Genomic DNA, 25,428 nt, shown 5'->3' with positions numbered 1-25,428 from the left:
GCCTCCCTGGCCACCGTGGATTTGTGACGCGGATACGGGGCTATACTGCCTGCGGGGAGTAGTCTGGCGCCAGCCGCGGGGTGGCGTGGCCACTCGATTTTTTACTGATGCAATGCCGCTGGGGAGCATGCATGGATATCGCTGAACTGCTGGCATTCTCGGTCAAGAACAAGGCGTCCGACCTGCACCTGTCCGCGGGCCTGCCGCCGATGATCCGCGTCGACGGCGACGTCCGCCGGATCAACATCCCGGCGCTGGACCACAAGCAGGTCCATTCGCTGGTGTACGACATCATGTCGGACAAGCAGCGCCGCGATTACGAGGAATTCCTCGAGGTCGACTTCTCGTTCGAGATTCCCGGCCTGGCGCGCTTCCGCGTCAACGCCTTCAACCAGAACCGCGGCGCGGGAGCGGTGTTCCGCACGGTGCCCTCCGAGGTGCTGACGCTCGAAGACCTCGGCACGCCGCGGATCTTCAAGGAGCTCATCGACCAGCCGCAGGGCCTGATCCTGGTCACCGGCCCCACCGGCTCCGGCAAGTCCACCACGCTTGCGGCCATGGTCGACCACATCAACAAGACCGAATACGGGCACCTCCTCACCATCGAGGACCCGATCGAGTTCGTGCACACCGCGCAGAAGTGCCTGATCAACCAGCGCGAGGTGCATCGCGACACCCACGGCTTCAACGAGGCGCTGCGCTCGGCGCTGCGCGAGGACCCGGACTACATCCTGGTCGGCGAGTTGCGCGACCTGGAGACCATCCGCCTGGCGTTGACCGCCGCGGAAACCGGGCATCTCGTGTTCGGCACGCTGCACACCAGCTCGGCGGCCAAGACCATCGACCGCATCATCGACGTGTTCCCCGCCGGCGAGAAGCCGATGGTGCGTTCGATGCTGTCGGAATCGCTGCGCGCGGTGATCTCGCAGGCGCTGCTGAAGAAGGTGGGCGGCGGGCGCACGGCGGCCTGGGAGATCATGGTCGGCATCCCGGCCATCCGCAACCTGATCCGCGAGGACAAGGTGGCGCAGATGTATTCAGCCATCCAGACCGGCCAGCAGCACGGCATGATGACCCTCGACCAGCATCTCCAGGACCTGGTGAAGCGCGGCATGGTCACGCGGCCGCAGGCCAAGGATTACGCCAAGGACAAGCGGCTGTTCGAGTAACCGGAGCACCACATGAGCGCCATCGATTTCACCTCGTTCCTCAAGCTGATGGCCCACCAGAAGGCCTCGGACCTGTTCATCACCGCCGGCATGCCGCCGTCGATGAAGGTCCACGGCAAGATCTCGCCCATCACCCAGAACCCGCTCACGCCGCAGCAGGCGCGCGACCTGGTGCTCAACGTGATGTCGCCGCCGCAGCGCGAGGAGTTCGAGCGCACGCACGAATGCAACTTCGCCATCGGCGTCTCGGGCGTGGGCCGTTTCCGTGTGTCGTGCTTCTACCAGCGCAACCAGGTGGGCATGGTCTTGCGCCGCATCGAAACCAGGATCCCGACCGTCGAGGAGCTCAACCTCCCGCCGATCATCAAGACCCTGGCGATGACCAAGCGCGGCATCATCCTGTTCGTTGGCGCCACCGGCACCGGCAAGTCGACCTCGCTGGCGGCGATGATCGGCTACCGCAACCAGAACTCCACCGGGCACATCATCACCATCGAGGACCCGATCGAGTTCGTGCACAAGCACGAGGGCTGCATCATCACCCAGCGTGAAGTCGGCATCGACACCGACAGCTGGGAGAACGCGCTCAAGAACACCCTGCGCCAGGCCCCCGACGTGATCATGATTGGCGAGGTGCGTACCCGCGAGGGCATGGACCACGCCATCTCCTTCGCCGAAACCGGCCACCTGGTGCTGTGCACGCTGCACGCCAACAACGCCAACCAGGCGATGGACCGCATCATCAACTTCTTCCCCGAGGACCGTCGCGGCCAGCTGCTGATGGACCTGTCGCTGAACCTCAAGGGCGTGGTGGCGCAGCAGCTGATCCCGACGCCGGACGGCAAGGGCCGGCGCGTGGCGATGGAAATCATGCTCGGCACGCCGCTGGTGCAGGACTACATCCGCGACGGCGAGATCCACAAGCTCAAGGAAGTGATGAAGGAGTCGACCAACCTCGGCATGAAGACCTTCGACCAGGCGCTGTTCGAGCTCTACCAGGCCGGCGAGATCTCCTACGAGGACGCGCTGCGCTACGCCGACTCCGCCAACGAGGTGCGCCTGCGCATCAAGCTGGCGCAGGGTGGCGACGCGCGCACGCTGTCGCAGGGGCTGGACGGGGTCGAGGTTGCCGAGGTGCGTTGAAACGCAGCATTTCACGTGTTCCGCGAAGGGCGCCGGGTGGCGCCCTTCGCGTTTGCGCACTTTTTACCTTCCAGCGGCGACAATGATCGGCCGTTCCAACCTTCCGGAGATCCCCATGGCCTTCACCCTGCCGAAGCTGCCCTACGCCTACGACGCGCTCGAGCCGCACATCGACGCGCAGACGATGGAAATCCACCACACCAAGCACCACCAGACCTACATCAACAACGCCAACGCCGCGCTGGAAGGCACGGAGTGGGCCGACAAGAGCGCCGAAGAGATCATCGCCAACCTCGACAAGCTGCCCGAGGACAAGCGCGTCCCGCTGCGCAACAACGCCGGCGGCCACGCCAATCATTCGCTGTTCTGGACGGTGATGTCGCATGAGGGTGGCGGCAATCCGGTGGGCGATGTGGCCAAGCGCATCGACAGCGACCTCGGCGGCTTCGACGCGTTCAAGGAAGCCTTCACCAAGGCCGCACTGACCCGTTTCGGCAGCGGCTGGGCGTGGCTGTCCACCGACAAGGCCGGCAAGCTGCTGGTTGAAAGCAGCGCCAACCAGGACAGCCCGCTCATGAAGGGCATCGGTTCGGGCAACACCCCGATCCTCGGCCTGGACGTGTGGGAGCACGCGTACTACCTGAAGTACCAGAACCGCCGCCCGGACTACATCGGTGCGTTCTACAACGTGGTCGACTGGAACGAAGTCGAGCGCCGTTACCAGGAAGCCATCGCGGGCTGAGCCGCGCGCGCTTCCCCGGCAGTGCCGGGGATAGTGGCTCCGAACCGACAGACCCCGCAGCAATGCGGGGCTTTTTCTTGTTTGGCCTCGAGGGCCCCGTGGTGGCCGTGAGGCCTTCGCGGCTCATGTCCCCCGGCATCCGCCTTGCGGCGGCTGCCTCCTCCTTGACTTCCCCGCGAAGGCCTCCCGGCCACTCTGGTGCTCTGCGCGCGTCGCTGGTGCCGGAGAGCAAATGCACGGGATCGCGGGCTGTGCTCCGGGAACCACCGCGTACTGCGGCGTACCGGGTGCCCGCATCAGCGCAACGCTTTTCCTCCATCGTGAGGAATCACGACGGTTGCTCATCACGCCCGGGCGCGCCCGGGGTTGCGCCTCGGCGCCACGCTGGCGAGGATTGCGGCGACACCCTTCCAGGACCGCGCCGCCGATGGATATCGCAGACCGCCGCATTGCCACCGTGCACTTCACGCTGACCGACGCGGTCAGCGGGCAGGCGATCACCAGCACACGCGGCCACGAGCCGCTGACCTATATGCACGGCAGCGGCGGCATCGCGCGCGGGCTGGAGCAGGCGCTCGAAGGACGCAGGGCCGGCGACCGCCTCGAGGTGGTGGTGGCGCCGGAAGATGGCTTCGGCCAGCGCCACGACGCACTGGTGCAGACCCTGCCGCGCGCGATGTGGCGCGCGCCGTCGGAGCCCAGGGTCGGCGACAAGCTCGAGACCACCACCGCCAGCGGGCCGCTGGAGGTGGTGGTGACCGCGGTGTCCGGCGACGTCATCACCGTCGACGGCAACCACCCGCTGGCCGGGCGCGCGTTTCGCGCCGAAGTCGAAGTGATTTCGGTGCGCGTGCCGACGCCGGACGAGGTGCAGTTCGGCCTCGGCTGAGGCAAACACGCCCGGGTGCCCGAGGCGCGGCGAACGCTCAGAGACCGCAGTCGATGCACGCCCCAGTGCTGGCGTCGACCTCGACCGTCGCCTCGCTCCGGTTGTCGTGGAACTCACGCACCGGGCCATCACCGATGCGCACGTCCGGCCAGCGGCGCGGCTGGGGGGCGATGCGCCCGGCAAGCAGGTCGGCGCGCAGTTCCCGCCGGCCCGCGCGCCCGCCATCGGCTTGCTGCCACAGGCCCAGGCTGCCGGTCACGCGCCAGGCGCCATCGGCACCGGGCGTGGCGTGCGTGCAGTCGCCGCCCATGTCCTCGCGCATCACGCACAGCAGGGTTTCGCGCGTGCCATCGCCGTCCAGGTCCGGGGTGAGCAGGATGCAGTCCGAGCCCTCGCGCAGGCATTCTTCGGCGCCCAGGCGTCCGGCGGCGAGCGCCTGCCACCAGCTGTCCTCGGGCGCGACGGCGTTGCTTGCCAGCTGCAGGCCGGCGCGCAGCGCGCCCGCGTCGCGCTTGCGGTTGTCGTCGCCCGGCTCGAACCCGCCCCAGCGTGATGGCCGGGCCAGCACCCGCTCGAGTTCGGCGAGGCGCGCGGGGTCGCCGTTGAACGCCGGATCGTCGCGCAGCGACAGCGCGGCCGTGTAGCCGCGGCGTCCGCTGTCGAAGCGCAGCCACGCCAGGTCGACGTCGTCGGGCGCGGTGCGGCCATCGGCGAGGCGCTGCACTTGGCTTGCCACGCCGATGCGCTGGCCGTCGATCACCGGCGAATTCGCCAACACCACCAGCGCCACCACCACCCAGGACATCACCCGGTTCACGCCGCGCACCGGCCCCAGCCAGTGGCCGCGCCCGCGCAGCGCGGCGAATGCGTAACCGAACGCGTGAGCCGCGACCACGACCACCAGCAGCACCGCCCAGACGCGTGCGCTGGTCCAGCCATGCTGCGCGATGCGCAGCCAAAGGGCGTAGAGCGCGAGCACGGCGTACAACGGCAGCACCAGCAGCCCGGCGTCCACGACGCGGCGCAGCCAGGCCGGGTAGGGCGGCGTGCCTTCGCCGTCCTGGAACACGGCATTGGTGAACACCACCAGCAGGGCGACCACGCTGACCAGGATCGTCGCCGCCGACGCCCGCTCCCACAGCGGCGCGAGCCCGGTGAACGGCAGGCTCACCACGAACAGCACGGCGATGAAGGCAAGCAGCGGCAGCAGGCCGGTGAAGATCGCGAACAGCATCTGGCGCGCGACCTGCACCGCGCGCGCCTGGGTGCGGCCGATCAGCACGCCGAGCCCGGCCATGGCGCCGGTGGCGAGATAGACGAACGCGTCCTCGCGGAACAGCTCGCGGAAGAAGGTGATCTTGACCAGCGCGAACAGCGCCGCCCACAGGTAAAGCACCGCCCAGCAGATGGCGGTGAACAGCGCGGCCAGCGCCAGGGTCAGCGCGTTCTGCCAGGCGTGTTCGACCAGCGCCGGGTAGGCGGCGCGCCAGTGCCCGTCTGCCAGCCGGCACTGCAGCCAGGGCAGGATCACGAACAGGCCGATGGCCATCGACACGCCAAACGGCGCCAGCACCTCGGAGGCGCGGATACCGGGCCCGCCGGTGGCGTTCCAGGCCGCCCAGGCCGCGAGCGCGGCGACCACCACCGTGGTCGCGATCGCGTGCTGCCAGAACCGCGCGTCGCGCAGGCGCCGTACGCTCAGCGCCATCATCGTCGGCACCGAGAGGACCAGCGTGTACCAGCAGACGCGCCCGCCGAGGGCGTCGAACGGCCACCAGCCCGCGGCGTCGCCCTTCTGCGCCATGAACATCAGTCCGCCCTGCAGGACGGCCAGCAGCACGATGAACGCGCGTTCGTTCCTGGGCAGCGGGGTGTCCACGGTCATCGGCTTGCATCCTGCGGTCGTCGGTGCGGCGAGTATGCCTGCGCGGGTAGAGGCGAGGTCGGCCGCCACTGGCTAGAATGGCGGCATGTCGATGTCCCCGCTCGCCAACCAGTTGCTGGTCGCGCTGCCCGCGCTTTCCGATCCGCATTTCGCGCGCAGCGTGGCGCTGGTGTGCCAGCACGATGCCCAGGGTGCGATGGGCATCGTGGTCAATCGGGTGTCCGATTACGCGCTCGGCGACGTGTTCTCGCAGATGGGCATCGCCTGCGCCGACGAGGCGCTGTGCGCGGTGCCGGTGCTCGCCGGCGGGCCGGTGCACCCGGAGCGCGGGTTCGTGGTGCATGACGGCGATCGTGGCTGGGATTCCAGCCTGGCGATCGCCGACGGCCTGTTCGTCACCACCTCGCGCGACGTGCTCGAGGCGATGGCCGTTGGCGAAGGCCCGGCGAACGTGACGATGGCGCTGGGCTGCGCGGGCTGGGGCGCCGGGCAGCTGGAGCACGAACTCACCGAGAACAGCTGGCTCACCGTGCCCGCCGACGCCGCGCTGCTGTTCGAAGAACCATTGGAATCGCGCTGGCAGGCCGCCGCCGCCCGCATCGGCGTCGACATGGCGCGCATGGCGGACTACTCCGGGCACGCCTGATGAGCACGATCCGCAGCGACGGCACGGTGCTTGGCTTCGATGTCGGCTCGCGCCGCATCGGGGTGGCCGTTGGCAGCGCGTTCGGCCACGGCGCACGCGCGCTGGAAGTGGTCGATGTGCACGGCGACGCGGTGGACTGGTCGGCGATCGACCGGATCAGGAAGGAGTGGGGCCCGGACGGCTGCGTGGTCGGTGATCCGCTCACACTCGAAGGCGGCGACCAGCCGATCCGCGCACGCGCCCACGCGTTCGCGCACGCGCTGGCGGTGCGCTACGGAATCCCGGTGGTGCTGGTTGACGAGCGTTCGAGTTCGATCGAGGCCGCGCAGCGCTTCGCCCTCGACCGCGCCGAGGGCCGCCGTCGCCGGCGCGATGCCGCGGCGCTGGATGCGGTGGCGGCTGCGGTGATCATCGAACGCTGGCTGGCGGCGCCGCAGGATGCGGTGGCGGTGACGCCATGACCGCATCGCAGCAACCGGTCGCGCCGCCGCTCCTGCCCGTACAGACCCACGACGACGGCCGGCTGCGCCACCTGTTGACCCTGGAAGGACTGACGCGCCCGACGCTGGTGGCCCTGCTCGACCGCGCGCAGGCATTCGTCGATGGCCAGGGCGCGGCGGACCCGCGCGCGCTCGCGGGCAGCGCCGTGTGCACGCTGTTCTTCGAGCCGTCCACGCGCACGCGGCTGTCGTTCCAGCGTGCCGCGCAGCGCCTGGCGGCCGACGTGCTGGATTTCGACGCGTCCACCTCGTCGACCAGCAAGGGCGAGACCGCACTCGACACGTTGCGCAACATCGAGGCGATGGGTGTGCGCGGCTTCATCGTGCGCCACCACGCCGACGGCGCTGCCGCCGCGCTTGCCGCCGCCGCGCAGCCCGGCACCGCTGTGGTCAACGCCGGCGACGGCCGTAGCGCGCATCCCACGCAAGGGCTGCTCGACATGCTGACCCTGCGCCAGGCCAAGGGCGCCGATTTCGCGCGGCTCAAGGTGGCGATCGTCGGCGACATCAGGCATTCGCGCGTCGCGCGCTCCGACCTGCATGCGCTGCGCACGCTCGGCATCGGCGAGATCCGCGCCTGCGGCCCACGCGCGCTGCTCCCGGATGACGACACGCTCGCCGGCTGCGTGGTCGGCGACGACCTCGACGCCGCGCTCGACGGCGTGGACGCGGTGATGATGCTGCGCCTGCAGCGCGAGCGCATGGTCGAAGGCCTGGTGCCGTCGCTCGAGGCCTACCACCGCGATTTCGGGCTGACCACGGCACGCCTGCTGCGCGCCGCTCCAGATGCAGTGGTCCTGCACCCCGGGCCGATGAACCGCGGCGTGGAGATCGACGACGCGGTCGCCGACGGCGCGCAGTCGCTGATCCTGCGCCAGGTCGGCAATGGCGTGGCGATCCGCATGGCCGTGCTGGAAGCGCTGCTCGCCTGAGCGGCGCCGCGCCTCAGCGCAGCAGGATCACCGTCGCCAGGCCGAGGAAGCTGAAGAAACCCATCACGTCGGTGACGGCGGTGACGACCACGCCGCCGGCGACGGCCGGATCGATGTTGGCGCGCTTCATGGCCAGCGGGACCAGCACGCCGGCCAGCGCCGCGGCGCAGAAATTGATGACCAGCGCGACGGCGATCACCACGCCGAGCAGCCAGTCGTGGAACCACGCGAAGGCCACCAGGCCCACGAACGAGCCGATCAAGAGCCCGTTGATCAGCGCCACGCGCAGCTCCTTCCACAGCAGCACGCGCGCGTTGCTCGCGCCCACCTGGCCGAGGGCCAGGCCGCGCACGATCAGCGTCAGCACCTGCATGGCGGCGTTGCCGCCGATGCCGGCCACGATCGGCATCAGCACCGCCAGCGCCACGATCCGCTCGATGGTGCCTTCGAAGCGGCCGATCACCCACGCGGCGAGGAACGCCGTGGCGAGGTTGACCGTGAGCCACACGATGCGCCCGCGCACCGCGCGCCGCACCGGCGAAAACAGGTCCTCGTCCTCGTCCAGGCCAGCGGCGCCGAGCGCCTGGTGCTCGGCCTGGTCGCGGATGATGTCGACCACGTCGTCGATGGTGATGCGGCCAAGCAGCACGTTACCCTCGTCGACCACCGGCGCCGAGACCCAGTCATGGTCGGAGAACTGGCGCGCCACCGATTCGGCGGATTCGTCGACGTGGATCGCCGTCAACGCATCGTCGATCAGGCGGTTGATCGGGCTCGCAGGCTCATGGGTCACGAGGTCCTGCAGCGCCACCCAGCCGATCAGCTGGTGGCGGCGGTTGACCACGTACAGGTGGTCGGTGTGCTCGGGCAGCTCGCCGCGCAGGCGCAGGAAGCGCAGCACCACGTCCACCGTAGTGTCGGCGCGCACCGTCACCACGTCCGGGTTCATCAGGCGGCCGGCGGTGTCCTCGGGATAGGACAGCACCTGTTCGAGGCGCTCGCGGTTCTCCCGGTCCATCGACTTGAGGACTTCCTCGATGACCGTGCCGGGCAGGTCGCCCACCAGGTCGGCGAGGTCGTCGATGTCGAGGTCCTCGACCGCGGCCACGATTTCATCGGTGTCCATGTCGGCGAGCAGGCTTTCGCGCACTTCGTCGCCGACGTGGACCAGCACTTCACCGTCGTCTTCGGGATCGACCAGGCCCCAGACCACCATGCGGCGGCCCGGAGGGAGGGATTCGAGGAGGTTGCCGATCTCGGCCGGCGCCAGCGTGTTGACCAGCCGCCGCACCGGGCCCAGGCGGCCGCTGTCGATGGCGTCCGACAGCAGGCGCAGCTGGCGCGCGGTCTTGTCGTGGCGGACGGCTTCGGCCATGGCGGGCTTCCGGGGAGCGTCGCGCGACGGAGTGCGCGACAGGGTCAGGCGTTCATGCGCGCATTATCGCCCGCATGGCGGGCCTTGCCCACCGCCGTGTGCGTGCGTTATCCGCGCGTGCGTCGCAGGCGTCCGGCGGCGCGCCGGGCGAGACCGGCCAGCCGCCCGACAGCGGACTGGTCCAGCCTTGCCTGCAACGCCTCGAGTTCCCGGTACAGGCGCAGGTTGTGCTGGTCGCGTCGCGCGAGGAGTTCATGCAGTGCGGTGACGTCGTCCGCGTGCAGCACATGCCCGGGCTGCAGGTGTGCCGGCAGCGGCCGGTCCACGTAGACCGTCGAGTGGCGCGGCGCGGTCTCATCGGCAGGGCGCTCGCGGGTATAGAAATACAGCGCCACGGATTTCCGTGACAGAGCGGCCCGCTCGGCAGGCAGGTGGATTTCAGAAAAGCCATGCCAGCTGTGCTCCGTGGTCTCGAAGATCACGCAGCGGTTGAACAGCGGCAGCACCGACACGACCTCGTCGCGTGCCGGATCGCGCGGATCGCGATGCAGCTCGAGCGCGCCACCCCAGCCCGCCTCCCACTCGTGGTTGAGGTACACGATGAGGTTGAGCCGACGGTGCCAGCCGGTGCCGGGGTGGTGGTTGAAGTCGATATGGACGTCGAGGCTCTGGCCATCGCGGTTGTCGTGGCTGCCGCCACCGAAGTAATCGCGGTCATACAGCAGGTCCGGGATGCCGGTCATGCGACCGACCAGGCCGAGGAATCCGGCGGACTGCACGCAGTCGTCGAGCGCGCGCCAGGCGTCGCCCAGGCCGCGGATGCGCTCGACCACGGACTTTCCACCCGCGGTGCCATGCTCGTTGAGGTGGTTGCCCCGTTCGAAGGCGGGAAAGTCGCGCAGCAGCGCATTGGCGAACGCGGCATCGAAGAAGCCGTCGATGACGCAGTGCGCGAACGGTCGTGCGGCGGTGAACCGCGCGCGCACCGCATCCGCCGCTTCGGCCACGGCCGGTGCCACGATCGCAGGTGGTACCGCGCCGTCGCTCACATGCCGCCTTCGCACTGCCTGAGCCACCGGACGATGCCGGCGCGGTCGCGCGCGCGCAGCAACGCCGGCGCGCGTCGCTGCAGGTCGCCCAGGTCATGCGCGCGCACCGCGCGGCGGACTTCGAGCAGGGTGCCCGGATGCAGGCTGAACTCCTCGAGCCCGAGCGCGAGCAGCAGCGGGGTGAATATCGCATCGCCGGCCATCTCGCCGCACACCGCTACCGGCGTGTCGTGCGCGCGCGCGGTGGCGATCACGGCCTGCAGCAGCTGCAGCACCGCGGGATGCAGCGGGCTGTGCAGCGCGTCGAGCGCGTCGTTGCCACGATCGGCGGCCAGCAGGTACTGCACCAGGTCGTTGGTGCCGATGGAGATGAAGTCGAGCTTGTCGATCAGCGACGGCAGCGCCAATGCCGCAGCCGGGACCTCGATCATCGCGCCGAGCGCGATGCCGTCGGCCACCACGTGGCCTTCGCGGCGCAGGCGCAGGGTGGCCTGGCGTACCGCGCGCCGCACCGCGATGACCTCCTCGCGACAGGTCACCATCGGCACGAGGATGCGCAGCGGGCCGTAGGCGGACGCGCGCAGGATCGCGCGCAGCTGCGTCTCCATCACCTCGGGCCGGCGCAGCGCCAGGCGCACGCCGCGCACGCCCATGGCCGGGTTGGGCTCGTTGACCAGCGCCAGTCCGCTGCGGTCGGCCTTGTCGGCGCCGACATCGAGCGTGCGGATGGTGACCATGCGTCCGGTCATGCCGAGCACGAGGTCGCGGTAGGCGAGGAACTGCTCGTCCTCGTCGGGCAGTTCGTTGCGCTGCAGGAACAGGAACTCGGTGCGGTACAGGCCCACGCCGGCCGCGCCGAGCGCATGCGCCTCGGCCACGTCCTCGCGCGATTCGGCGTTGGCGAACAGGCGCACGTCCATGCCGTCGCGGGTGCGCGTGGGCTCGCGGCGCAGGCGGTGCAGCTGGCGCCGCTCGCGCTTGCCCTCGCGCACGCGTGCGCGATGGGCGAGCAGGTCGTCGCCATCCGGGTCCACGATGACCTGGCCGGTGGTGCCGTCGATGAGCAGCACGTCGCCGTCGTTCACCTGGCCAAGTGCATGCGCCGCGCCCACCACCAGCGGCAGGTGCAGGCTGCGGGCGAGGATGGCGCTGTGCGACAGCGTGCTGCCACCCGAGGTGACGATGCCGAGCACGCCCTGCGACTGCAGGCGCGCGACTTCCGACGGCGCGAGCGTGTCGCTGACCAGGATCTCGCCGGCCACGCCCTCGACGGTGGCATCGTGCTGGTGCAGCACGGCGTGCACGCGGCGGATGACGTGGTCGATGTCCTCGATGCGGCTGCGGAAGTAGGGGTCGTCCATCCCCTCGAACACCGCGGCCAGGCGGTCGCGCTGCAGGCGCAAGGCATAGTCGGCGCCGTACAGTCCCTTGGCGATCAGGTCGTCGAGGCCCTGCAGGAGTTCGGGGTCGTCGAGCAGCAGCGCGTGCAGGTCGAGGAACTCGCCGACTTCCTGGGCCAGCGCGCCGTGCAGGCGCGAGCGCATCATGCGCAGCTCCTCGCGCACCGCGTCGAGCGCCTGGTGCAGGCGCGCGAGCTCGCCGGGCACGTCGGCCAGGCGGATGTGTTCTTCGGCGACTTCCAGCGCGTGCGGCTGGCGGACCCGGGCGCGGCCGAGGGCGTTGCCCCTGGATGCACCGTGCCCGGGCAGCTCCCTGCGCATCAGCTGTCCTCGTCGAAACGCCGCTCGAACAGGGCGGCGACATCATCTGCCGCCGCTTCCTCGTCAACGCCGTCGGTGCGCAGCACCACGGTGGTGCCCGGGCCGGCGGCGAGCAGCATCACGCCCATGATGCTCTTCGCGTTCACCTCGCGCCCCTTGGCGGTGAGGGTGACGTTGCAGCCGTAGCCCGACAGCGCCTGCACCAGCTTGGCGGTGGCACGGGCGTGTAGCCCCAGCTTGTTGGCGACCAGGAGTTCGCGCTCGATCATGGCTGCCTTGCCTCATGCGTCATCGTGGACCACTCCATTGCGCGCGCCGGCGGCGGCCACCGCGGGCAGGTCGTCGAGCGCGAGCTCGGGATAGTTGAGCACGCGCAGCAGCATCGGCAGGCTCAGCGCGGACACACGGCGCACGGGCGTGCCCAGGCGCGCCAGGCGCGCGGCGATGTTGCTGGGCGTGGCGCCGTAGACATCGGTCAGCACCAGCACGCCGTCGCCGCCGTCGGCCCGGCGCAGCGCCGCACTCGCCTGCGGCAGCAACACGTCCGGATCGGCCTCGAACGGCACCTCGAACGCCTCGACGCGCAACGGCAGGGTGCGCAAGAGGGTGGTCGCCACCGCGGCGAGCGCGGTACCGATGCCTTCGTGGGTGACCAGGAGTATGCCGACAGCCATCGGCACAAATTAACAGAGGCGGATGACCGTCAGGAAGCGCCGGTGGGCCGATAGCTCGCCGGACGACTCAATCCAGCTCGCGGTGGTGGGTGGCGACCTCGTGCCAGCCCTGCGCCCGGGCGTGCGCGGCCATCGCCTCGGCCAGGTAGACCGAGCGGTGGCGGCCGCCGGTGCATCCGAACGCGATGGTGACGTAGCTGCGCGTCGACGAGCGCATGCGCGGCAGCCAGATGTCGAGGAAATCGGAGACGTGCTTGCGGTACTCCAACACGTCAGGCTGCGCCTCCAGGTACTCGCGCACGCCGCCGTCGCGCCCGGACAGCGGGCGCAGGCGCGCGTCCCAGTGCGGGTTGGGCAGGGCGCGCGCGTCGAACACGAAGTCCGCGTCCGGCGGAACGCCGTGGCGGTAGGCGAAGGATTCGAACAGCAGCGACAGCGACGAATCCATGGCCAGCCCGAGCTCGGTCAGCACGCGCCGGCGCAGCTGGTGCACGTTGAGTTCGCTGGTGTCGATGATCACGTCGGCCTGCGTGCGCAGCGGCTTCAGGACCTGGCGCTCGAGCGAGATGGCGTCGTTCAGCGCCAGCCCCAAGCGGGTCAACGGATGGCGGCGGCGGGTGTCGGAGTAGCGCTTGAGCAACACCTCGTTTCGGGTATCGAAGAACACCAGGCGCGGGTCGAGGCCCATCGCCCCGACCGCCGACAGCCACTCGGGGAGATTGGCGAGGTCGCCGCGGCTGCGCACGTCGATGCCCACCGCAAGCTTCTGCGATGCGCGTTCAGGATGGGTGGCGCTGCGCACGAAATCCGGCAGCAGTTCGGCCGGGAGGTTGTCGACGCAGTAGAAGTCGATGTCTTCGAACGTGTTCAGCGCGACCGTCTTGCCGCTGCCCGACATGCCGCTGACGATCAGCAGCGAGTGGCCGGCATCGTTCATGACGAACCCTCGAGGAACCTGGAATGGCGTGCAAGGAATGCCACCGCCGGGTCGGCGCCCTTGGCACGCAGCATGTGCGTGCGGGTCGCCGCTTCGGTCAGCACCGCGAGGTTGCGGCCGGGCATTACCGGCAGGGTGATCATCGGTACGTCCAGGTCGAGCACGCGGCGGAAACCGAGGTCGCCGGTGAGGCGCACCATGCCACTGGCGTCCTGCGCCTCGGCGGCGGCGTCCGGGCGCGCCAGGTGCACGACCAGGCGCAGGTACTTGTTCCGCTTGACCGCGGTGTCGCCGAACATCTCGCGGATGTTGAGCACCCCCAGGCCACGCAGCTCGAGCAGGTCCTGCAGGAGCTCGGGGCAGGTGCCGTCGAGCACATCGGGCGCGATCTGGGCGAACTGCGGAGCGTCGTCGGCGACCAGGCGGTGCCCGCGGGTGACCAGCTCGAGCGCCAGCTCGCTTTTGCCGGTGCCGGACTCGCCGGTGATCAGCACGCCGACCGAATAGATCTCCATGAATACGCCATGCAGCGTCACCTGCGGCGCGAGGGCGCCGGCGAGGTGGTACTGCAGCATGTTGAGCAGTTCGTGGCCGCGACGCGGCGAGGACCACAGCGGCGTACCCGATTCCTCGGCCATCTTGCGGAGGTCTTCGGGGCAGGACTGGTCCTTGCTCACCACCAGCGCCAGCGGTCGGTACTGCAGGATCCGCTCGAGCGTCTCCCAGCGCGCCCGCGAGTCAAGGCCGTCGAGCCAGGCGAGCTCCTCCGAGCCCAGGATCTGCACCTTGTTGGGGTAGATGATGTTGAGATAGCCGGCGAGCGACGGGCGCCGCGCGACGGTGTCGACCGTCTCCAGCTGTCGGGCCGCGCCCCCCTGGCCTGCCAGCCAGCGCAGGCCGAGGCGTTCGCGCAGCTGCTCGAACAGCTCCCGCGCGGTGATTGCGGCATTCATGCGCTTCCACTCCCGGGCGCTGCGGCGTCGCGCAGCAATACGCTGCGCAGGGCGGGCAGGTCGGGCGCGGCGCGCAGCGCGTCGCGGAATTCGGCGTCGGCAAAGCGCGCGGCGAGTTCGGACAAGGTGTCCAGGTGCTGCTGCGCGCTGCCGACCGGTACGCCCATGGCGAACACCAGGTCGACCGGTGCGCCATCCAGCGCGCCGAAGTCCACGGCGGGCGACAGTTTCAGGAACGCCGCGCTGGCGGCGTGGGCACCGCTGCGGCAGTGCGGGATGGCCACCCCGTGGCCGATCGCGGTGCTGCCGACCGCCTCGCGTTCACGCAGGCCTGCGGCCAGCGCCGCGCGGGACCCGGGGTCGGCGTCGCAGAGCAGGCGCGCGGCGGCGTCGAGCACCTGGTCGCGGCTGCCGGGCGCGGCCAGCAGCACGATGCGCTCCGCGGCCAGCAGGTCGGTGTAAGGCATGCCCCCCGGGTCCTTCCTGTCTCGGCGTCAGCCGGCTTCTTCGCGCAGCGGGTTGCCGCCACGGCGGTGCTGGTCGATGAGCTTTTTCTTCTCCTTGACGAGCATGCGGTCGAGCTTGTCGGCCAGGAGATCGATCGCCGCGTACATGTCGACCGCGCGGGCGTCGGCGTGGAGCATCTTGCCGGACACCGAGACGGTGACCTCGGCGAGGTGGTCGGGCTTGTCGATGCTGAGCTGGGTGCGCATCTCCAGCGGCGGATCGTAGAGTCTCGACAGCCTCCCGAGCTTGGTCTCGACGTAGTCGCGCAGGGCAGGTGTGACATCCATCTGCTGGCCATGGGTCTCGATACGCATCGGCAACCTCCTCGTTCGGTGGGAACCCAGCATCGCGCAAGTCGACGGCGCGATGGTCATGGACAGGTTAACCCACGGCCGGAGGGCCGGAAAGGTTGCATCGCGGTTCAGGCGATACGCACGCGCTCGTGCGAAGAGGCGATGTGGAGCGCCTCGCGGTACTTGGCCACGGTGCGCCGGGCCACAGGCACGCCGCTGGCCTTCAGGCTTGCCGCCAGGCGCGCGTCGGACAGCGGTTTGCGCGGGTCCTCGGCTTCCACCAGCCGGCGGATCATGTCCTGGATGGCGGTGCTGGACGCTTCTCCGCCGGAGCCGGTGTCGATGCCGGATGCGAAGAACGCCCGCAGCGGCAAGGTGCCGCGCGGCGTGTGCACGTATTTGCGCGATACCGCGCGCGAGACCGTCGACTCGTGCATGCCGATCTGCGCCGCCACTTCGCGCAGGGTGAGCGGACGCAGCGCCTGTGCGCCGAACTCGAGGAAGCCGGACTGCTCGCGCACCAGGCAGCGCACCACCTTGAGCAGGGTTTCGCCGCGCGCCTCGATGTTCTTCAGCAGCCAGCGCGCCTCCTGCAGGCGGCCGCGCAGGTAGCCGGCATCGGCGCCGGCGGCGTGCTGCAGCATCTGCTCGTAACCGCGGTGGATGGTGAGCCGCGAGTGGCTGCCACCGGCCAGCACCACGCGCCACATGCCGTTGCGGCGGACGATGCTGCAGTCGGGTACCACGTAGGTGTCCTGGGGCATGCCGCCCACCTGGGCGCCCGGGCGCGGGTCGAGGCTGCGGATGAGGTGCAGGACGGTTTCGGCGTCCGCCGCGTCGCACCCCAATGCATCTGCCAGCCCGGACACGCCGAGCCGCGGGAGGCGGTCGATCAGCGTGGACACGACGCGGCGCGCGCCGTCCAGGCCTGGCGTGTCGGCGGGCAGGACGGCCAGCTGCAGCAGCAGGCATTCGCCGAGGTCGCGCGCGCCCACGCCGGTGGGATCCAGGCGCTGGACCTTGCCCAGCACGCAGGCGACCTCGGCTTCGCTGCACTCGATCTCGGGTGCCAGGCCCTGCGCGATCGCGGCCAGCGGCTCGCGCAGGTAGCCGTCATCGTCGATGGCATCGACGATCGCTTCGCCGACCGCGACTTCGCGCGGCGACAGGTGGCTCAGGTTGAGTTGCCAGGACAGGTGGTCGCGCAGCGTTTCCGACTGGGCGATGCGCTCGGACGCGTCGCCGTCGCCATCGCCGTCATCGTTGCCGCCGCTGCCGCCGCTCCCGGACCACGCGCCGTCGCCATCGTCCTGCCAGGAGTCGTCGCCGCGGTCGTCATCGCGCGCGGCTTCGGTGTCGTTGCCAGGGGAGTCGTGGTGCTGCTCGCCGCCATCGCTATCGCCATCGCCGGTCGCGGCGGGCTCTTCCCAGTCGAGCAGCGGATTGCTTTCGACAGCCGCGTTGATCTCGGCTTCGAGCTCGGGCGTCGCCAACTGCAGCAGGTGCAACGCCTGGCGGAGCTGGGGCGTGAGCACCAGCTGTTGTCCCAACGATGTCTGCAGGCGAGGCTTCACGGCGTCCCCGGTTCATGGCGGGCGACGCGCGACGGCTACAGGCGGAACGCATCCCCCAGGTAGACCCGGCGCACGTCGGGATTTGCCAGCAGCGCGTCCGGAGCCCCCTGCGCGAGCACGCCACCATCACTGAGGATATACGCGCGGTCGCAAATGCCCAAGGTCTCGCGGACGTTGTGGTCGGTGATGAGCACGCCGATGCCGCGGTTCTTGAGGTGGCGCACGATGCGCTGGATCTCGCCGACCGAGATCGGATCGACGCCGGCGAACGGTTCGTCGAGCAGCATCAGCCGGGGCTTGGCGGCCAGCGCCCGCGCGATCTCGACGCGGCGGCGCTCGCCGCCCGACAGGCTGGCGCCGGTCTGGCCGGCAACGTGGCCCACCTGCAGTTCGTCCATCAGCTTCGCCAGCTCGGCCTCGCGGCCCTGGCGGTCGAGGTCGTCGCGCAGCTCGAGCACCAGCATGATGTTGTCGGCGACGCTCAACTTGCGGAACACCGACGGTTCCTGCGGCAGGTAGCCGACGCCGAGGCGCGCGCGCCGGTGCATCGGCTCACCGGTGATGTCGCGGCCGTCGAGGACGATGCGTCCGGCGTCGGCCGGCACCAGGCCGACGATCATGTAGAAGCAGGTGGTCTTGCCGGCGCCGTTCGGCCCGAGCAGGCCGACGACTTCGCCGGCGTCGAGGGTCAGGCCGAACTCGCGCACGACCTCGCGCTGGCCGTAGCGCTTGCGCAGGCCCTCGGCGACCAGCATCAGCCGCCGCCCGGCGCGGGTTGCGCAGCCTTGGGCAGGATGCGCGTGCGGATCTGGCCGCCGGTCGCGCTGCCCGCGCCCTGCACATGGCCGGTGCGCATGTTGTAGGTGATGCGCGCGCCGCTCATCGTGCCGCGCCCGGGCTGCACGAGTTCGACGTTGCCGGTGAAGACCACGGTCTCGGTGCGCAGGTCGTAGTCGACGTTCTGGGCGCTGGCGTCGATCGCGCCACCGCTGTCGAGTTGCTGCTTGAGCCGCACCGGCCCACCGGTGAGGATGACCTTCTGGATGTCGTCGCCGCCGCGGCGCACGTCGGCCTTGCTGGCGCGGATGTCGAGCGTGCCCTGGACGATGCGCACGTTGCCGGTGAACACGCAGGGGCCGCCGGTATCTTCGACCGAGCAGTCCATGCTGCTGGAATCGATGTCCATCGGCTGGTTGCGGTCGGTGGATTTCGCCCACGCGGAGCCCGCGCACGCGAAGGCGAGGACCGTCAGGAGGCTAGCGGCGCGTGGGGACATAGCGGGTCTTTACCTTGGAGGTGAGCTGGAAGCGCTTCCCGGCCAGGTCGGCTTCCATACCGGTGCCGCGCATTGTAGTGCCGGGCTGGCTGACGGTCACGGCAACGTTGGAGCGGGCCCGGCGCGTGCCCGGGAAGACATCGAGTTCTTCGGTTTCCAGGCGCATGTCGCGCGCGCCGGCCGGGTCGGTGACCGCCACCACGTCGCCGCGCAGGCGCATTTCCTCGCTGTCGGCGCTGATCCAGCCGGTGCGCGCGCGCAGGTCCCAGTACAGGCCGTCGCGTTCGGGCAGCAGGAATACCGGCGACTCGAGCGCCATGGTCTCGTCGCGCGGGTCGCGCTTGAGCGAGGGCGCGCGCAGCGTGAAGGCCTCCTTGCCGGCGTTGTCGAGCGAGACCAGTTCGAAATCCTGCAGCACATAGTCGGGACGGTGGCTGGCGACGGACGTGGGTGCGTCGCCGGCGCGCTGGCGCCAGGCGGACCAGCCACTCAGCAGCGCGGCCACCAGCAGCACCAGGGTGACGGGCGTGCGCCAGGTCATTGCGGCATGTCGCCGGCAGCGCCACCGCCGGCACCGATCGCGGAAAGCACCAGGTCGCAGAACTCGCGCGCCGCACCTTCGCCGCCGCGCCGCATGGCCTGCCAGTGGACATGGCCGAGGATGGACGGATGGGCGTTGCCCGGCGCCGCCGCGAAGCCGACCGCGGCCAGCACCTCGAGGTCGGTCAGGTCGTCGCCCATGAACGCCACCTGGTCCGCAGCCAGGCCCAGCCGCTCGCGCATCGATTCGATGCAGGCGCGCTTGTCCTTCACGCCCACGTGGACGTCGACGCCGAGGTCGCGCGCGCGGTGTTCCGCGGCGCGGCTGTCGCGCGCGGTGACGAACGCGACCGCGATGCCGGCGCGGCGCAGCAGCGACAGGCCCATGCCATCGTGCACGTGGAATGCCTTGGTCTCGCGGCCGTCGTCGCCGATGTACAGGCGGCCATCGGTCAGGGTGCCGTCCACGTCGAAGCACGCCAGGCGCACACGTGCGGCGCGTGCGAGCACTTCGGTGGAAACAGTGGCGGGGGACGCGGGAGGCATGGGTGCCGGATCAGACCACGCGCGCGCGCAACAGGTCGTGAATATTCAAGGCGCCAACCACCCGGCCTTCGCGGTCGACCACCATGAGTCCGCTGATCTTGTGGGTCTCCATCAATCGCGCCGCTTCGACCGCGAGCGCGTCGGCATCGATGGTCACCGGCGAACGCGTCATGACTTCGGCGATGCGCGTGCCGTGCACGTCGATGCCGGGAGCGGCGAGCGTGCGGCGCAGGTCGCCGTCGGTGTACAGGCCCAGCAGGCGGCCGTCGTCGTCGACCACCGCGCTCATGCCGAGGCGCTTGCGGCTCATCTCCACCAGCACGTCGCCGAGGGTGGCGTCGCCGTGCACGCGCGGCACGTCGTCGCCGGCATGCATCACATCGGCGATATGCAGCAGCAGGCGCCGTCCGAGCGCCCCGGCCGGGTGCGAGCGTGCGAAGTCGTCCGCGGTGAAACCGCGCGCCTCGAGCAGGGCGACCGCCAGCGCGTCACCCATCGCCAGCGAAGCGGTGGTGCTCGCGGTCGGCGCCAGGTGCAGCGGGCAGGCCTCGTCCGGCACGCTGACGTCGAGGTGCACGTTGGCGGCCAGCGCCAAGGTGGACTGCGGGCGCCCGGTCATGCACACCAGTGCGTTGCCCTGGCGCTTCAGGACCGGCAGCAGCATCAACACTTCGTCGGACTCGCCGGAGTAGGACAGGGCGAGCAGCACGTCGACATCGGTGACCATGCCCAGGTCCCCGTGGCCGGCCTCGCCCGGGTGCAGGAAAAAGGCAGGCGTACCGGTGGAGGCGAGGGTGGCGGCGATCTTGCGCGCGATGTGGCCGGACTTGCCCATGCCGGTGCAGACCACGCGGCCGCGGCAGGCAAGCAGCAGCGCGCAGGCGCGCGAGAACTCGCCGTCGATGCGCGCGGCGACCGCCGCCAGGCCATCGCGTTCGATGGCGAACACGCGCCGTCCGCTCGCTGCGAAGCCGTGCGCAGCCAGCGCGCCGGGAGTCTGGTTGCTGCTGTCGGGCATTTCCGGGGCGGGGCCTTTTCCGCTACGCTATCGTGTTCATATTACGCGGATTGCCCCGCGGCCGGCGACACGCCGCGCCTGCCTCCGGCAACCGACTCACGTGCCCTTCATTACCGGAGCGACCGCCTTGGACGCAGAGACCATCCGCAAGCTGATCGAGCAGGGTCTCCCTGGTGCCCAGGTCGACGTCCGCGGCGACGACGGCGTGCATTTCGAAGCCGTGGTGGTGCATCCGGACTTCGCCGGCCGCATGCCGCTGGCCCGCCACCGCATGGTCTATGCCACGCTCGGCGCACTGATGGGCAACGAGATCCATGCGCTCGCCCTGCGCACCCATACCCCGGACGAACAGCGGACCGCCTGATGCAGAAGATCGAAGTGACCGGCGGCGTGGCCCTCGAGGGTGACGTCCGCATTTCCGGGGCGAAGAACGCCGTGTTGCCGATCCTGTGCGCCACGCTGCTGGCCGACGAGCCGGTGACGATCGGCAACGTGCCGCACCTGCACGACGTGGTCACCACCACCCGCGTGCTGGCGGGGCTGGGCGCCGGCGTGACGCACGATGCCGACGGCAGCCATATCGTCGTCGACCCGCGCAGCGTCGACAGCCATGTCGCGCCCTACGAGCTGGTGCGCACCATGCGTGCCTCGGTGCTGGTGCTGGGTCCGCTGGTGGCGCGTTACGGTGCCGCGGAGGTGTCACTGCCCGGCGGCTGCGCGATCGGTTCGCGCCCGGTCGACCTGCACATCCGCGCGCTGGAGGCGCTGGGTGCCGAGATCGTGGTCGAGCACGGCTTCATCAAGGCAAGTGCCGGCCGCCTGCGCGGCGGCAACGTGGCGTTCGACATCGTCAGCGTCGGCGCCACCGAGAACGTGCTGATGGCGGCCACGCTCGCCCATGGCACCACGGTGATCGACAACGCGGCGCGCGAGCCGGAGATCGTCGACCTGGCCGTATGCCTGCGCGCGATGGGTGCCGACATCGAAGGCGAGGGCACGTCGCGGATCGTCGTGCGCGGCGTGGAGCGCCTGCATGGCGCGCACCACGACGTGGTCGCGGACCGCATCGAGGCCGGCACCTTCCTGGTGGCCGCGGCGATGACCGGTGGCCGCGTCACCGCCACCAACGCGCGCGCCGACACCATGGATGCGGTGCTGGCCAAGCTTGCCGAGGCCGGCGCCGACATCGGCATCGACGGCGACCGCATCTGCGTGGACATGCGTGGCCGGCGACCGCGCGCGGTCGACATCATCACGGCGCCGCATCCGGCGTTCCCCACGGACATGCAGGCACAGTTCATGGCCATGGACTGCATCGCCGAAGGCGTGGCGACGATCGACGAGACGATCTTCGAGAACCGCTTCATGCACGTGAACGAGCTCATGCGGCTCGGCGCGGAAATCCATATCGAAGGCCACCGCGCCACCGTCACCGGGGTCGAGCGGCTGAGCGGCGCACCGGTGATGGCCACCGACCTGCGCGCGTCGGCCTCGCTGATCCTGGCCGGCCTGGTGGCCGACGGCGAGACGCTCATCGACCGCATCTACCACCTCGACCGAGGCTACGAGCACATCGAGCGCAAGCTGTCCGGGCTTGGCGCGCGGATCCGCCGGATCGACTGACGGCACGACAGCAGGGTCCTTTCCCGCTCGTGCCGGGTACCACCCGGTACGCCGCAGGGCGCGCTGGGCCCAAAAAAAAGCCCCGCAATGCGGGGCTTCGTGTTGGCGCTACAAGAGCTTCACTTCACCGCGGTAAGCCGCAGGTCGATGTCGTCCTTGCCGTCGCGGCGCTGCAGCACGCGCGCCGGGACCGGAAGCCCGTCGACCACCCAGGCGATGATCTCGCGCTTGCCGTCCTTGCGCACCACGCGCGTCGCCTTGTGCGACTTGCCGGCAATCGCAATCGTCTCCTCGCCGGCAACCGTGAACTGCTGGCGCCTGGCGCGCCCGTCCTCGACCAGCCGATAGTCGAGCGGCTTGCCGGCGGCCACGTCGCGTACGAGCACCAGGTTCATCAGCATGCCGTCCAGGTCGCCCGCCTGCAGCGCCACCGGCCCCGCACGCTCGGGCTTTACGTCGCCGGTCCAGCGCGCGACGCCCTGGTTCCAGTCGTAATTCGCGGTGACGGCCTTGCGCTTCACCAGCATGGCCGCCAGGCCGTTGGTGCCGCGCTGGCTGTCGGTGCTGGAGATCGGCCGCCACTGTCCGTCATGCACTTCGAACACGGTGCTCTGCGCGAGTTCGGCGCCCATGCCGGCGAGGTCGAGGCGGTACTCCCAGCGTTCGTTGCCCTTGCTGGCGAGGCTCATCGTCGCCTTGGCTTCCATGCCCATGTAGTTGGCCGCGTAGTCGGCGGAGAACGGCTTGATCGCGAGTGCCGGCGCACTGGCCATGGCGACCAGCGCGGCGGCGAACGCGACGAGGGGCTTTCGGCGGTTGGACATCGGCATCTATTGCACTCCTTGGTAAGCGGTCAGCTGCAGGTCGATGGCGTCTTCGCCATCCTGCCGCTGCAGGATGCGCACGGGCGTGGGAACGCCACGTGCCACCCAGAAGATCGTTTCATCATTGCCGCCATTGGTGCGTGAAACACGCATGGTGTCGTATGCGAGGCCGTCGACCACGACGTTTTCGGTGTCGGTGGAAACGGCGTACTGGTGATCGCGCACGCGCCCGCCGTCGACGAAGCGGTAATGCAGCGTGCGGCCCGGCGCGGCATCGCGCACGATCGCCAGGTTGATCAACAACCCGCTCATGTCGCCCTCGTGCAGCGCCACCGGCGCGCGGCGCTCCTCCTTGATGTCGCCCGTCCAGCGCGCCTCGCGCTTGCCCCAGTCGTAGCTGCCATGCACCTTGCGGCCGAAGAACAGCGCCTTGCGCACCGTGCTCTGGCTCAGCGGTCGGTACTGCCCGTCGCGTTCGTCGAACAGCGTTTCCTGATCGATGTCGAGCTGCACCAGGCGCGCCATGCCGCGGTTGCCGGTGATGTCGAGTTCGACGCGCCAGTGCCCAGGCTCGCGCGCCAGGCGCATGCTGGCGGTGCCTGCGGGCTTGCCGGCGTTGCGCGCGTCGTAGGTCGCGACGAAAGGCGACAGTGCCGCGCGCACGCCGTCAACCGGCGCTTCAACGGGGCCCGCATCCTGCACGCCCCGCGCTTCGACCGACGCGGCCGAAACCAGCAGCGGGAACAGGCACATCGCCAACAGGGCGGGAGAGGTCTTCATCGGGCGGCCATCATGCTGTCACGCGGTTGGCTGCCAGCTGAAGCGGTGTGTCCAGCGGTACGCCTTCGAGGCGGACAACATTGCCCTGCAGCGTGAGACGGCCTCTGCAGAGCAGCTCCAGCGTCGCCACCAGCAGGGGGTATTCGACCACCAGGACGCGTGCGGCCAGCTTCGCGGCGTCGTCATCCGGCTGAACCGCGACCCGCGCCTGCGCGATCACCGGGCCGCCGTCGAGGTCGGCGGTGACGAAATGCACGCTTGCGCCGTGCTCGGCCACGCCGGCCGTAATCGCGCGTGCGTGCGTGTCCAGGCCCTTGAAGGCCGGCAGCAGCGAGGGGTGGATGTTGACGATGCGGCCTGCCCACGGCGCCAGTACGTCGGCTCCCAGCAGGCGCATGTAGCCGGCGCAGACGATGAAGTCCGGCTGCAGCGCGGCGACCTCGGCGAACAGCGCGGCATCGAAGGCGTCACGCGATGCGAAGTCGCGTGGTCGCAGGGCGAGTGCCGCAATGCCGGCGTCGCGCGCGCGCGCCAGCGCAGGTGCCTTCGGCCGATCACCCAGCACGCCCACGATGCGTGCGTGCAGGCGACCGTCTGCGATGGCGTCCAGCAGCGCCTGCAGGTTGCTGCCGCGTCCCGATGCCAGGACCACCAGTCGCGGTGGCGCGGCCGCTGCATCCGGCGTGGCCGCGGCCATGGGGCGTCAGCCGATGAGCACGCGCGGCGCATCGCCGGCGGCAACGACTTCGCCGATGCGCCAGTGCGCGAGTCCTAGCCCGTCGAGCTGCGCCTCGATCGCCGCGGCGCGCCCCGGAGATACCACCAGCACGAAACCGATGCCGCAATTGAACGTGCGCCACATCTCTTCGCGCGCGACCGCGCCTTCGCGCTGCAGCCAGTCGAACACCGCGGGCATTGTCCAGCTGGATGCGTCGATCCGCAGGCCAAGGCCGTCGGGCACCACGCGGATGATGTTCTCGGTCAGTCCGCCGCCGGTGATGTGCGCCATGGCGTGCACGGCATCACCCTCGGCGCCGCGCAGCAGTTCGAGGATCGGCTTCACGTACAGCGCGGTCGGTGCCATCAGCGCGTCGTCGAGGCGGGTGCCGCCGAGGTCGAGGTCGCCGGGACGGCCGGCGCGGTCGTAGATGCGCCGCACCAGCGAATAGCCGTTGGAATGCGGGCCGCTGGACGCGATGCCGATCAGCAGGTCGCCGGCCTGGACGCGGCCGCCGTCGCGCAGCTCGGATTTCTCCACCGCGCCGACGGTGAACCCGGCCAGGTCGTAGTCGCCTGGCGCGTACATGTCTGGCATCTCCGCGGTCTCGCCGCCGATCAATGCGCAGCCGGCCATCTCGCAGCCGCGCGCGATGCCGCCGACCACCGCCACCGTGGTGTCGATGTCGAGCTTGCCGGTGGCGAAGTAATCGAGGAAGAACAGCGGTTCCGCGCCCTGCACCAGCACGTCGTTGACGCACATGCCGACCAGGTCGATGCCGATGGTGTCGTGGCGGCCGAGCTGCTGCGCGAGCTTCAGCTTGGTGCCCACGCCGTCGGTGCCCGAGACCAGCACCGGCTCGCGGTACTTGCCGGACAGGTCGAACAGCGCGCCGAAGCCACCCAGCCCGCCCATCACCTCGGGACGGAAGCTGCGCTTCACCAGCGGCTTGATGCGCTCGACGACTTCATTGCCGGCATCGATATCGACGCCTGCGTCGCGGTAGGTCAGCGGGGTAGGGGTGGTCACGATGGCTCGCCGGAACGGGGAAACGGCGATTTTAGCAGTCCCGGACAGGCCTTCATGGACGCCACGCGCCCACTGCGGCACCATT

At 70.0% G+C, this 25,428-nt stretch carries 29 protein-coding genes; 9 read left to right on the top strand and 20 right to left on the bottom strand.

Annotated elements, in window-relative coordinates:
• Window positions 1-131 precede the first annotated feature (131 nt).
• The 4 genes from JHB91_RS07060 to JHB91_RS07045 all read left to right on the top strand — a co-directional run bounded on the left by JHB91_RS07060 (window position 132) and on the right by JHB91_RS07045 (window position 3,943).
• Window positions 132-1,169 carry a type IV pilus twitching motility protein PilT gene (locus JHB91_RS07060; RefSeq protein WP_199375037.1) on the top strand — a complete coding sequence of 346 codons (1,038 nt, stop codon included), beginning with the start codon at window positions 132-134 and terminating at the stop codon, window positions 1,167-1,169.
• Window positions 1,170-1,181: 12 nt separating this feature from the next.
• Window positions 1,182-2,312, top strand: a complete 1,131-nt coding sequence (locus tag JHB91_RS07055) for a PilT/PilU family type 4a pilus ATPase (protein WP_182822668.1) — start codon at window positions 1,182-1,184, stop codon at window positions 2,310-2,312.
• A gap of 115 nt (window positions 2,313-2,427) precedes the next feature.
• Window positions 2,428-3,054, top strand: coding sequence for a superoxide dismutase (locus tag JHB91_RS07050; protein WP_199375038.1), 627 nt, complete (start codon window positions 2,428-2,430; stop codon window positions 3,052-3,054).
• Between the two features lie 427 nt (window positions 3,055-3,481).
• A complete protein-coding gene (locus tag JHB91_RS07045; RefSeq protein WP_199472221.1) occupies window positions 3,482-3,943 on the top strand; it encodes a peptidylprolyl isomerase in 462 nt (153 codons plus the stop codon).
• 37 nt (window positions 3,944-3,980) lie between these two features.
• Here JHB91_RS07045 and JHB91_RS07040 read toward each other — a convergent pair whose 3' ends face one another.
• On the bottom strand, window positions 3,981-5,828 hold the full coding sequence (locus JHB91_RS07040; protein WP_199472220.1) for a DUF4153 domain-containing protein: 1,848 nt from the start codon (window positions 5,826-5,828) through the stop codon (window positions 3,981-3,983).
• 85 nt (window positions 5,829-5,913) lie between these two features.
• On the opposite strand from JHB91_RS07040, the gene JHB91_RS07035 reads away from it, so the two are divergent.
• The 3 genes from JHB91_RS07035 to JHB91_RS07025 are packed head-to-tail and all read left to right on the top strand — an operon-like array spanning window position 5,914 to window position 7,906.
• Window positions 5,914-6,474 carry a YqgE/AlgH family protein gene (locus tag JHB91_RS07035; RefSeq protein ID WP_199375040.1) on the top strand — a complete coding sequence of 187 codons (561 nt, stop codon included), beginning with the start codon at window positions 5,914-5,916 and terminating at the stop codon, window positions 6,472-6,474.
• A complete protein-coding gene (gene ruvX, locus JHB91_RS07030; protein ID WP_199375041.1) occupies window positions 6,474-6,935 on the top strand; it encodes a Holliday junction resolvase RuvX in 462 nt (153 codons plus the stop codon). Before JHB91_RS07035 ends, ruvX begins: the two co-directional genes overlap by 1 nt.
• The gene (locus JHB91_RS07025) at window positions 6,932-7,906 is read left to right on the top strand and encodes an aspartate carbamoyltransferase catalytic subunit (RefSeq protein ID WP_199472219.1); all 975 of its coding nucleotides are present in this window, start codon (window positions 6,932-6,934) and stop codon (window positions 7,904-7,906) included. The genes ruvX and JHB91_RS07025 overlap by 4 nt, the downstream gene beginning before the upstream one ends.
• A gap of 13 nt (window positions 7,907-7,919) precedes the next feature.
• Here JHB91_RS07025 and mgtE read toward each other — a convergent pair whose 3' ends face one another.
• The 15 genes from mgtE to JHB91_RS06950 all read right to left on the bottom strand — a co-directional run bounded on the left by mgtE (window position 7,920) and on the right by JHB91_RS06950 (window position 20,369).
• Entirely contained in the window at window positions 7,920-9,281 is a 1,362-nt protein-coding gene (gene mgtE, locus JHB91_RS07020) for a magnesium transporter (protein WP_199375043.1), read from the bottom strand.
• A 107-nt stretch (window positions 9,282-9,388) separates the two neighbouring features.
• Window positions 9,389-10,330, bottom strand: a complete 942-nt coding sequence (locus JHB91_RS07015; protein ID WP_234446989.1) for a 2OG-Fe(II) oxygenase — start codon at window positions 10,328-10,330, stop codon at window positions 9,389-9,391.
• Window positions 10,327-12,051 carry a phosphoenolpyruvate--protein phosphotransferase gene (gene ptsP / locus JHB91_RS07010; RefSeq protein WP_199375044.1) on the bottom strand — a complete coding sequence of 575 codons (1,725 nt, stop codon included), beginning with the start codon at window positions 12,049-12,051 and terminating at the stop codon, window positions 10,327-10,329. The genes JHB91_RS07015 and ptsP overlap by 4 nt, the downstream gene beginning before the upstream one ends.
• Window positions 12,051-12,320 carry an HPr family phosphocarrier protein gene (locus JHB91_RS07005; protein WP_199375045.1) on the bottom strand — a complete coding sequence of 90 codons (270 nt, stop codon included), beginning with the start codon at window positions 12,318-12,320 and terminating at the stop codon, window positions 12,051-12,053. Before JHB91_RS07005 ends, ptsP begins: the two co-directional genes overlap by 1 nt.
• Window positions 12,321-12,332: 12 nt before the next feature.
• Entirely contained in the window at window positions 12,333-12,725 is a 393-nt protein-coding gene (locus JHB91_RS07000; RefSeq protein WP_199375046.1) for a PTS sugar transporter subunit IIA, read from the bottom strand.
• A 67-nt stretch (window positions 12,726-12,792) separates the two neighbouring features.
• On the bottom strand, window positions 12,793-13,662 hold the full coding sequence (rapZ, locus tag JHB91_RS06995) for an RNase adapter RapZ (RefSeq protein WP_199375047.1): 870 nt from the start codon (window positions 13,660-13,662) through the stop codon (window positions 12,793-12,795).
• Complete coding sequence (hprK, locus tag JHB91_RS06990; RefSeq protein WP_199375048.1) at window positions 13,659-14,615, bottom strand: HPr(Ser) kinase/phosphatase; 957 nt, start codon at window positions 14,613-14,615, stop codon at window positions 13,659-13,661. Before hprK ends, rapZ begins: the two co-directional genes overlap by 4 nt.
• Complete coding sequence (locus JHB91_RS06985; RefSeq protein ID WP_199375049.1) at window positions 14,612-15,082, bottom strand: PTS sugar transporter subunit IIA; 471 nt, start codon at window positions 15,080-15,082, stop codon at window positions 14,612-14,614. The genes hprK and JHB91_RS06985 overlap by 4 nt, the downstream gene beginning before the upstream one ends.
• Window positions 15,083-15,109: 27 nt before the next feature.
• Window positions 15,110-15,436, bottom strand: coding sequence for a ribosome-associated translation inhibitor RaiA (gene raiA / locus JHB91_RS06980; protein ID WP_199375050.1), 327 nt, complete (start codon window positions 15,434-15,436; stop codon window positions 15,110-15,112).
• A 107-nt stretch (window positions 15,437-15,543) separates the two neighbouring features.
• Entirely contained in the window at window positions 15,544-16,989 is a 1,446-nt protein-coding gene (locus tag JHB91_RS06975) for an RNA polymerase factor sigma-54 (protein ID WP_199375051.1), read from the bottom strand.
• A gap of 35 nt (window positions 16,990-17,024) precedes the next feature.
• Window positions 17,025-17,744, bottom strand: a complete 720-nt coding sequence (gene lptB, locus JHB91_RS06970) for an LPS export ABC transporter ATP-binding protein (protein ID WP_199375052.1) — start codon at window positions 17,742-17,744, stop codon at window positions 17,025-17,027.
• Window positions 17,744-18,265, bottom strand: coding sequence for a lipopolysaccharide transport periplasmic protein LptA (gene lptA, locus JHB91_RS06965; protein ID WP_255527520.1), 522 nt, complete (start codon window positions 18,263-18,265; stop codon window positions 17,744-17,746). The genes lptB and lptA overlap by 1 nt, the downstream gene beginning before the upstream one ends.
• Window positions 18,246-18,806 (bottom strand): LPS export ABC transporter periplasmic protein LptC, encoded by a 561-nt coding sequence (gene lptC / locus JHB91_RS06960; RefSeq protein WP_199375054.1) that lies wholly within the window; start codon window positions 18,804-18,806, stop codon window positions 18,246-18,248. Before lptC ends, lptA begins: the two co-directional genes overlap by 20 nt.
• Entirely contained in the window at window positions 18,803-19,351 is a 549-nt protein-coding gene (locus JHB91_RS06955; RefSeq protein WP_199472218.1) for an HAD-IIIA family hydrolase, read from the bottom strand. The genes lptC and JHB91_RS06955 overlap by 4 nt, the downstream gene beginning before the upstream one ends.
• 10 nt (window positions 19,352-19,361) lie before the next feature.
• On the bottom strand, window positions 19,362-20,369 hold the full coding sequence (locus tag JHB91_RS06950; RefSeq protein WP_199375056.1) for a KpsF/GutQ family sugar-phosphate isomerase: 1,008 nt from the start codon (window positions 20,367-20,369) through the stop codon (window positions 19,362-19,364).
• 127 nt (window positions 20,370-20,496) lie between these two features.
• On the opposite strand from JHB91_RS06950, the gene JHB91_RS06945 reads away from it, so the two are divergent.
• Complete coding sequence (locus JHB91_RS06945) at window positions 20,497-20,733, top strand: BolA/IbaG family iron-sulfur metabolism protein (RefSeq protein WP_199472217.1); 237 nt, start codon at window positions 20,497-20,499, stop codon at window positions 20,731-20,733.
• Window positions 20,733-21,992 carry a UDP-N-acetylglucosamine 1-carboxyvinyltransferase gene (gene murA / locus JHB91_RS06940; RefSeq protein WP_199472216.1) on the top strand — a complete coding sequence of 420 codons (1,260 nt, stop codon included), beginning with the start codon at window positions 20,733-20,735 and terminating at the stop codon, window positions 21,990-21,992. The genes JHB91_RS06945 and murA overlap by 1 nt, the downstream gene beginning before the upstream one ends.
• A 119-nt stretch (window positions 21,993-22,111) precedes the next feature.
• On the opposite strand, the gene JHB91_RS06935 is transcribed toward murA, so the two are convergent.
• Genes JHB91_RS06935 through purM form a run of 4 tightly spaced genes read right to left on the bottom strand, consistent with a single transcriptional unit; the run spans window position 22,112 to window position 25,343 of the window.
• Entirely contained in the window at window positions 22,112-22,816 is a 705-nt protein-coding gene (locus tag JHB91_RS06935; RefSeq protein WP_199472685.1) for a DUF3108 domain-containing protein, read from the bottom strand.
• 6 nt (window positions 22,817-22,822) lie between these two features.
• Window positions 22,823-23,596 (bottom strand): DUF3108 domain-containing protein, encoded by a 774-nt coding sequence (locus JHB91_RS06930; RefSeq protein WP_233398533.1) that lies wholly within the window; start codon window positions 23,594-23,596, stop codon window positions 22,823-22,825.
• A 10-nt stretch (window positions 23,597-23,606) separates the two neighbouring features.
• Window positions 23,607-24,293, bottom strand: coding sequence for a phosphoribosylglycinamide formyltransferase (gene purN / locus JHB91_RS06925; RefSeq protein WP_199472215.1), 687 nt, complete (start codon window positions 24,291-24,293; stop codon window positions 23,607-23,609).
• Between the two features lie 6 nt (window positions 24,294-24,299).
• Entirely contained in the window at window positions 24,300-25,343 is a 1,044-nt protein-coding gene (purM, locus tag JHB91_RS06920) for a phosphoribosylformylglycinamidine cyclo-ligase (protein WP_343225066.1), read from the bottom strand.
• Between the last annotated feature and the right edge of the window lie 85 nt (window positions 25,344-25,428).

It is taken from the genome of Luteimonas sp. MC1828, assembly GCF_016461615.1.
In the GTDB taxonomy this organism is placed as follows: domain Bacteria; phylum Pseudomonadota; class Gammaproteobacteria; order Xanthomonadales; family Xanthomonadaceae; genus Luteimonas.
This window is presented reverse-complemented; position numbering and strand designations above follow the sequence as displayed.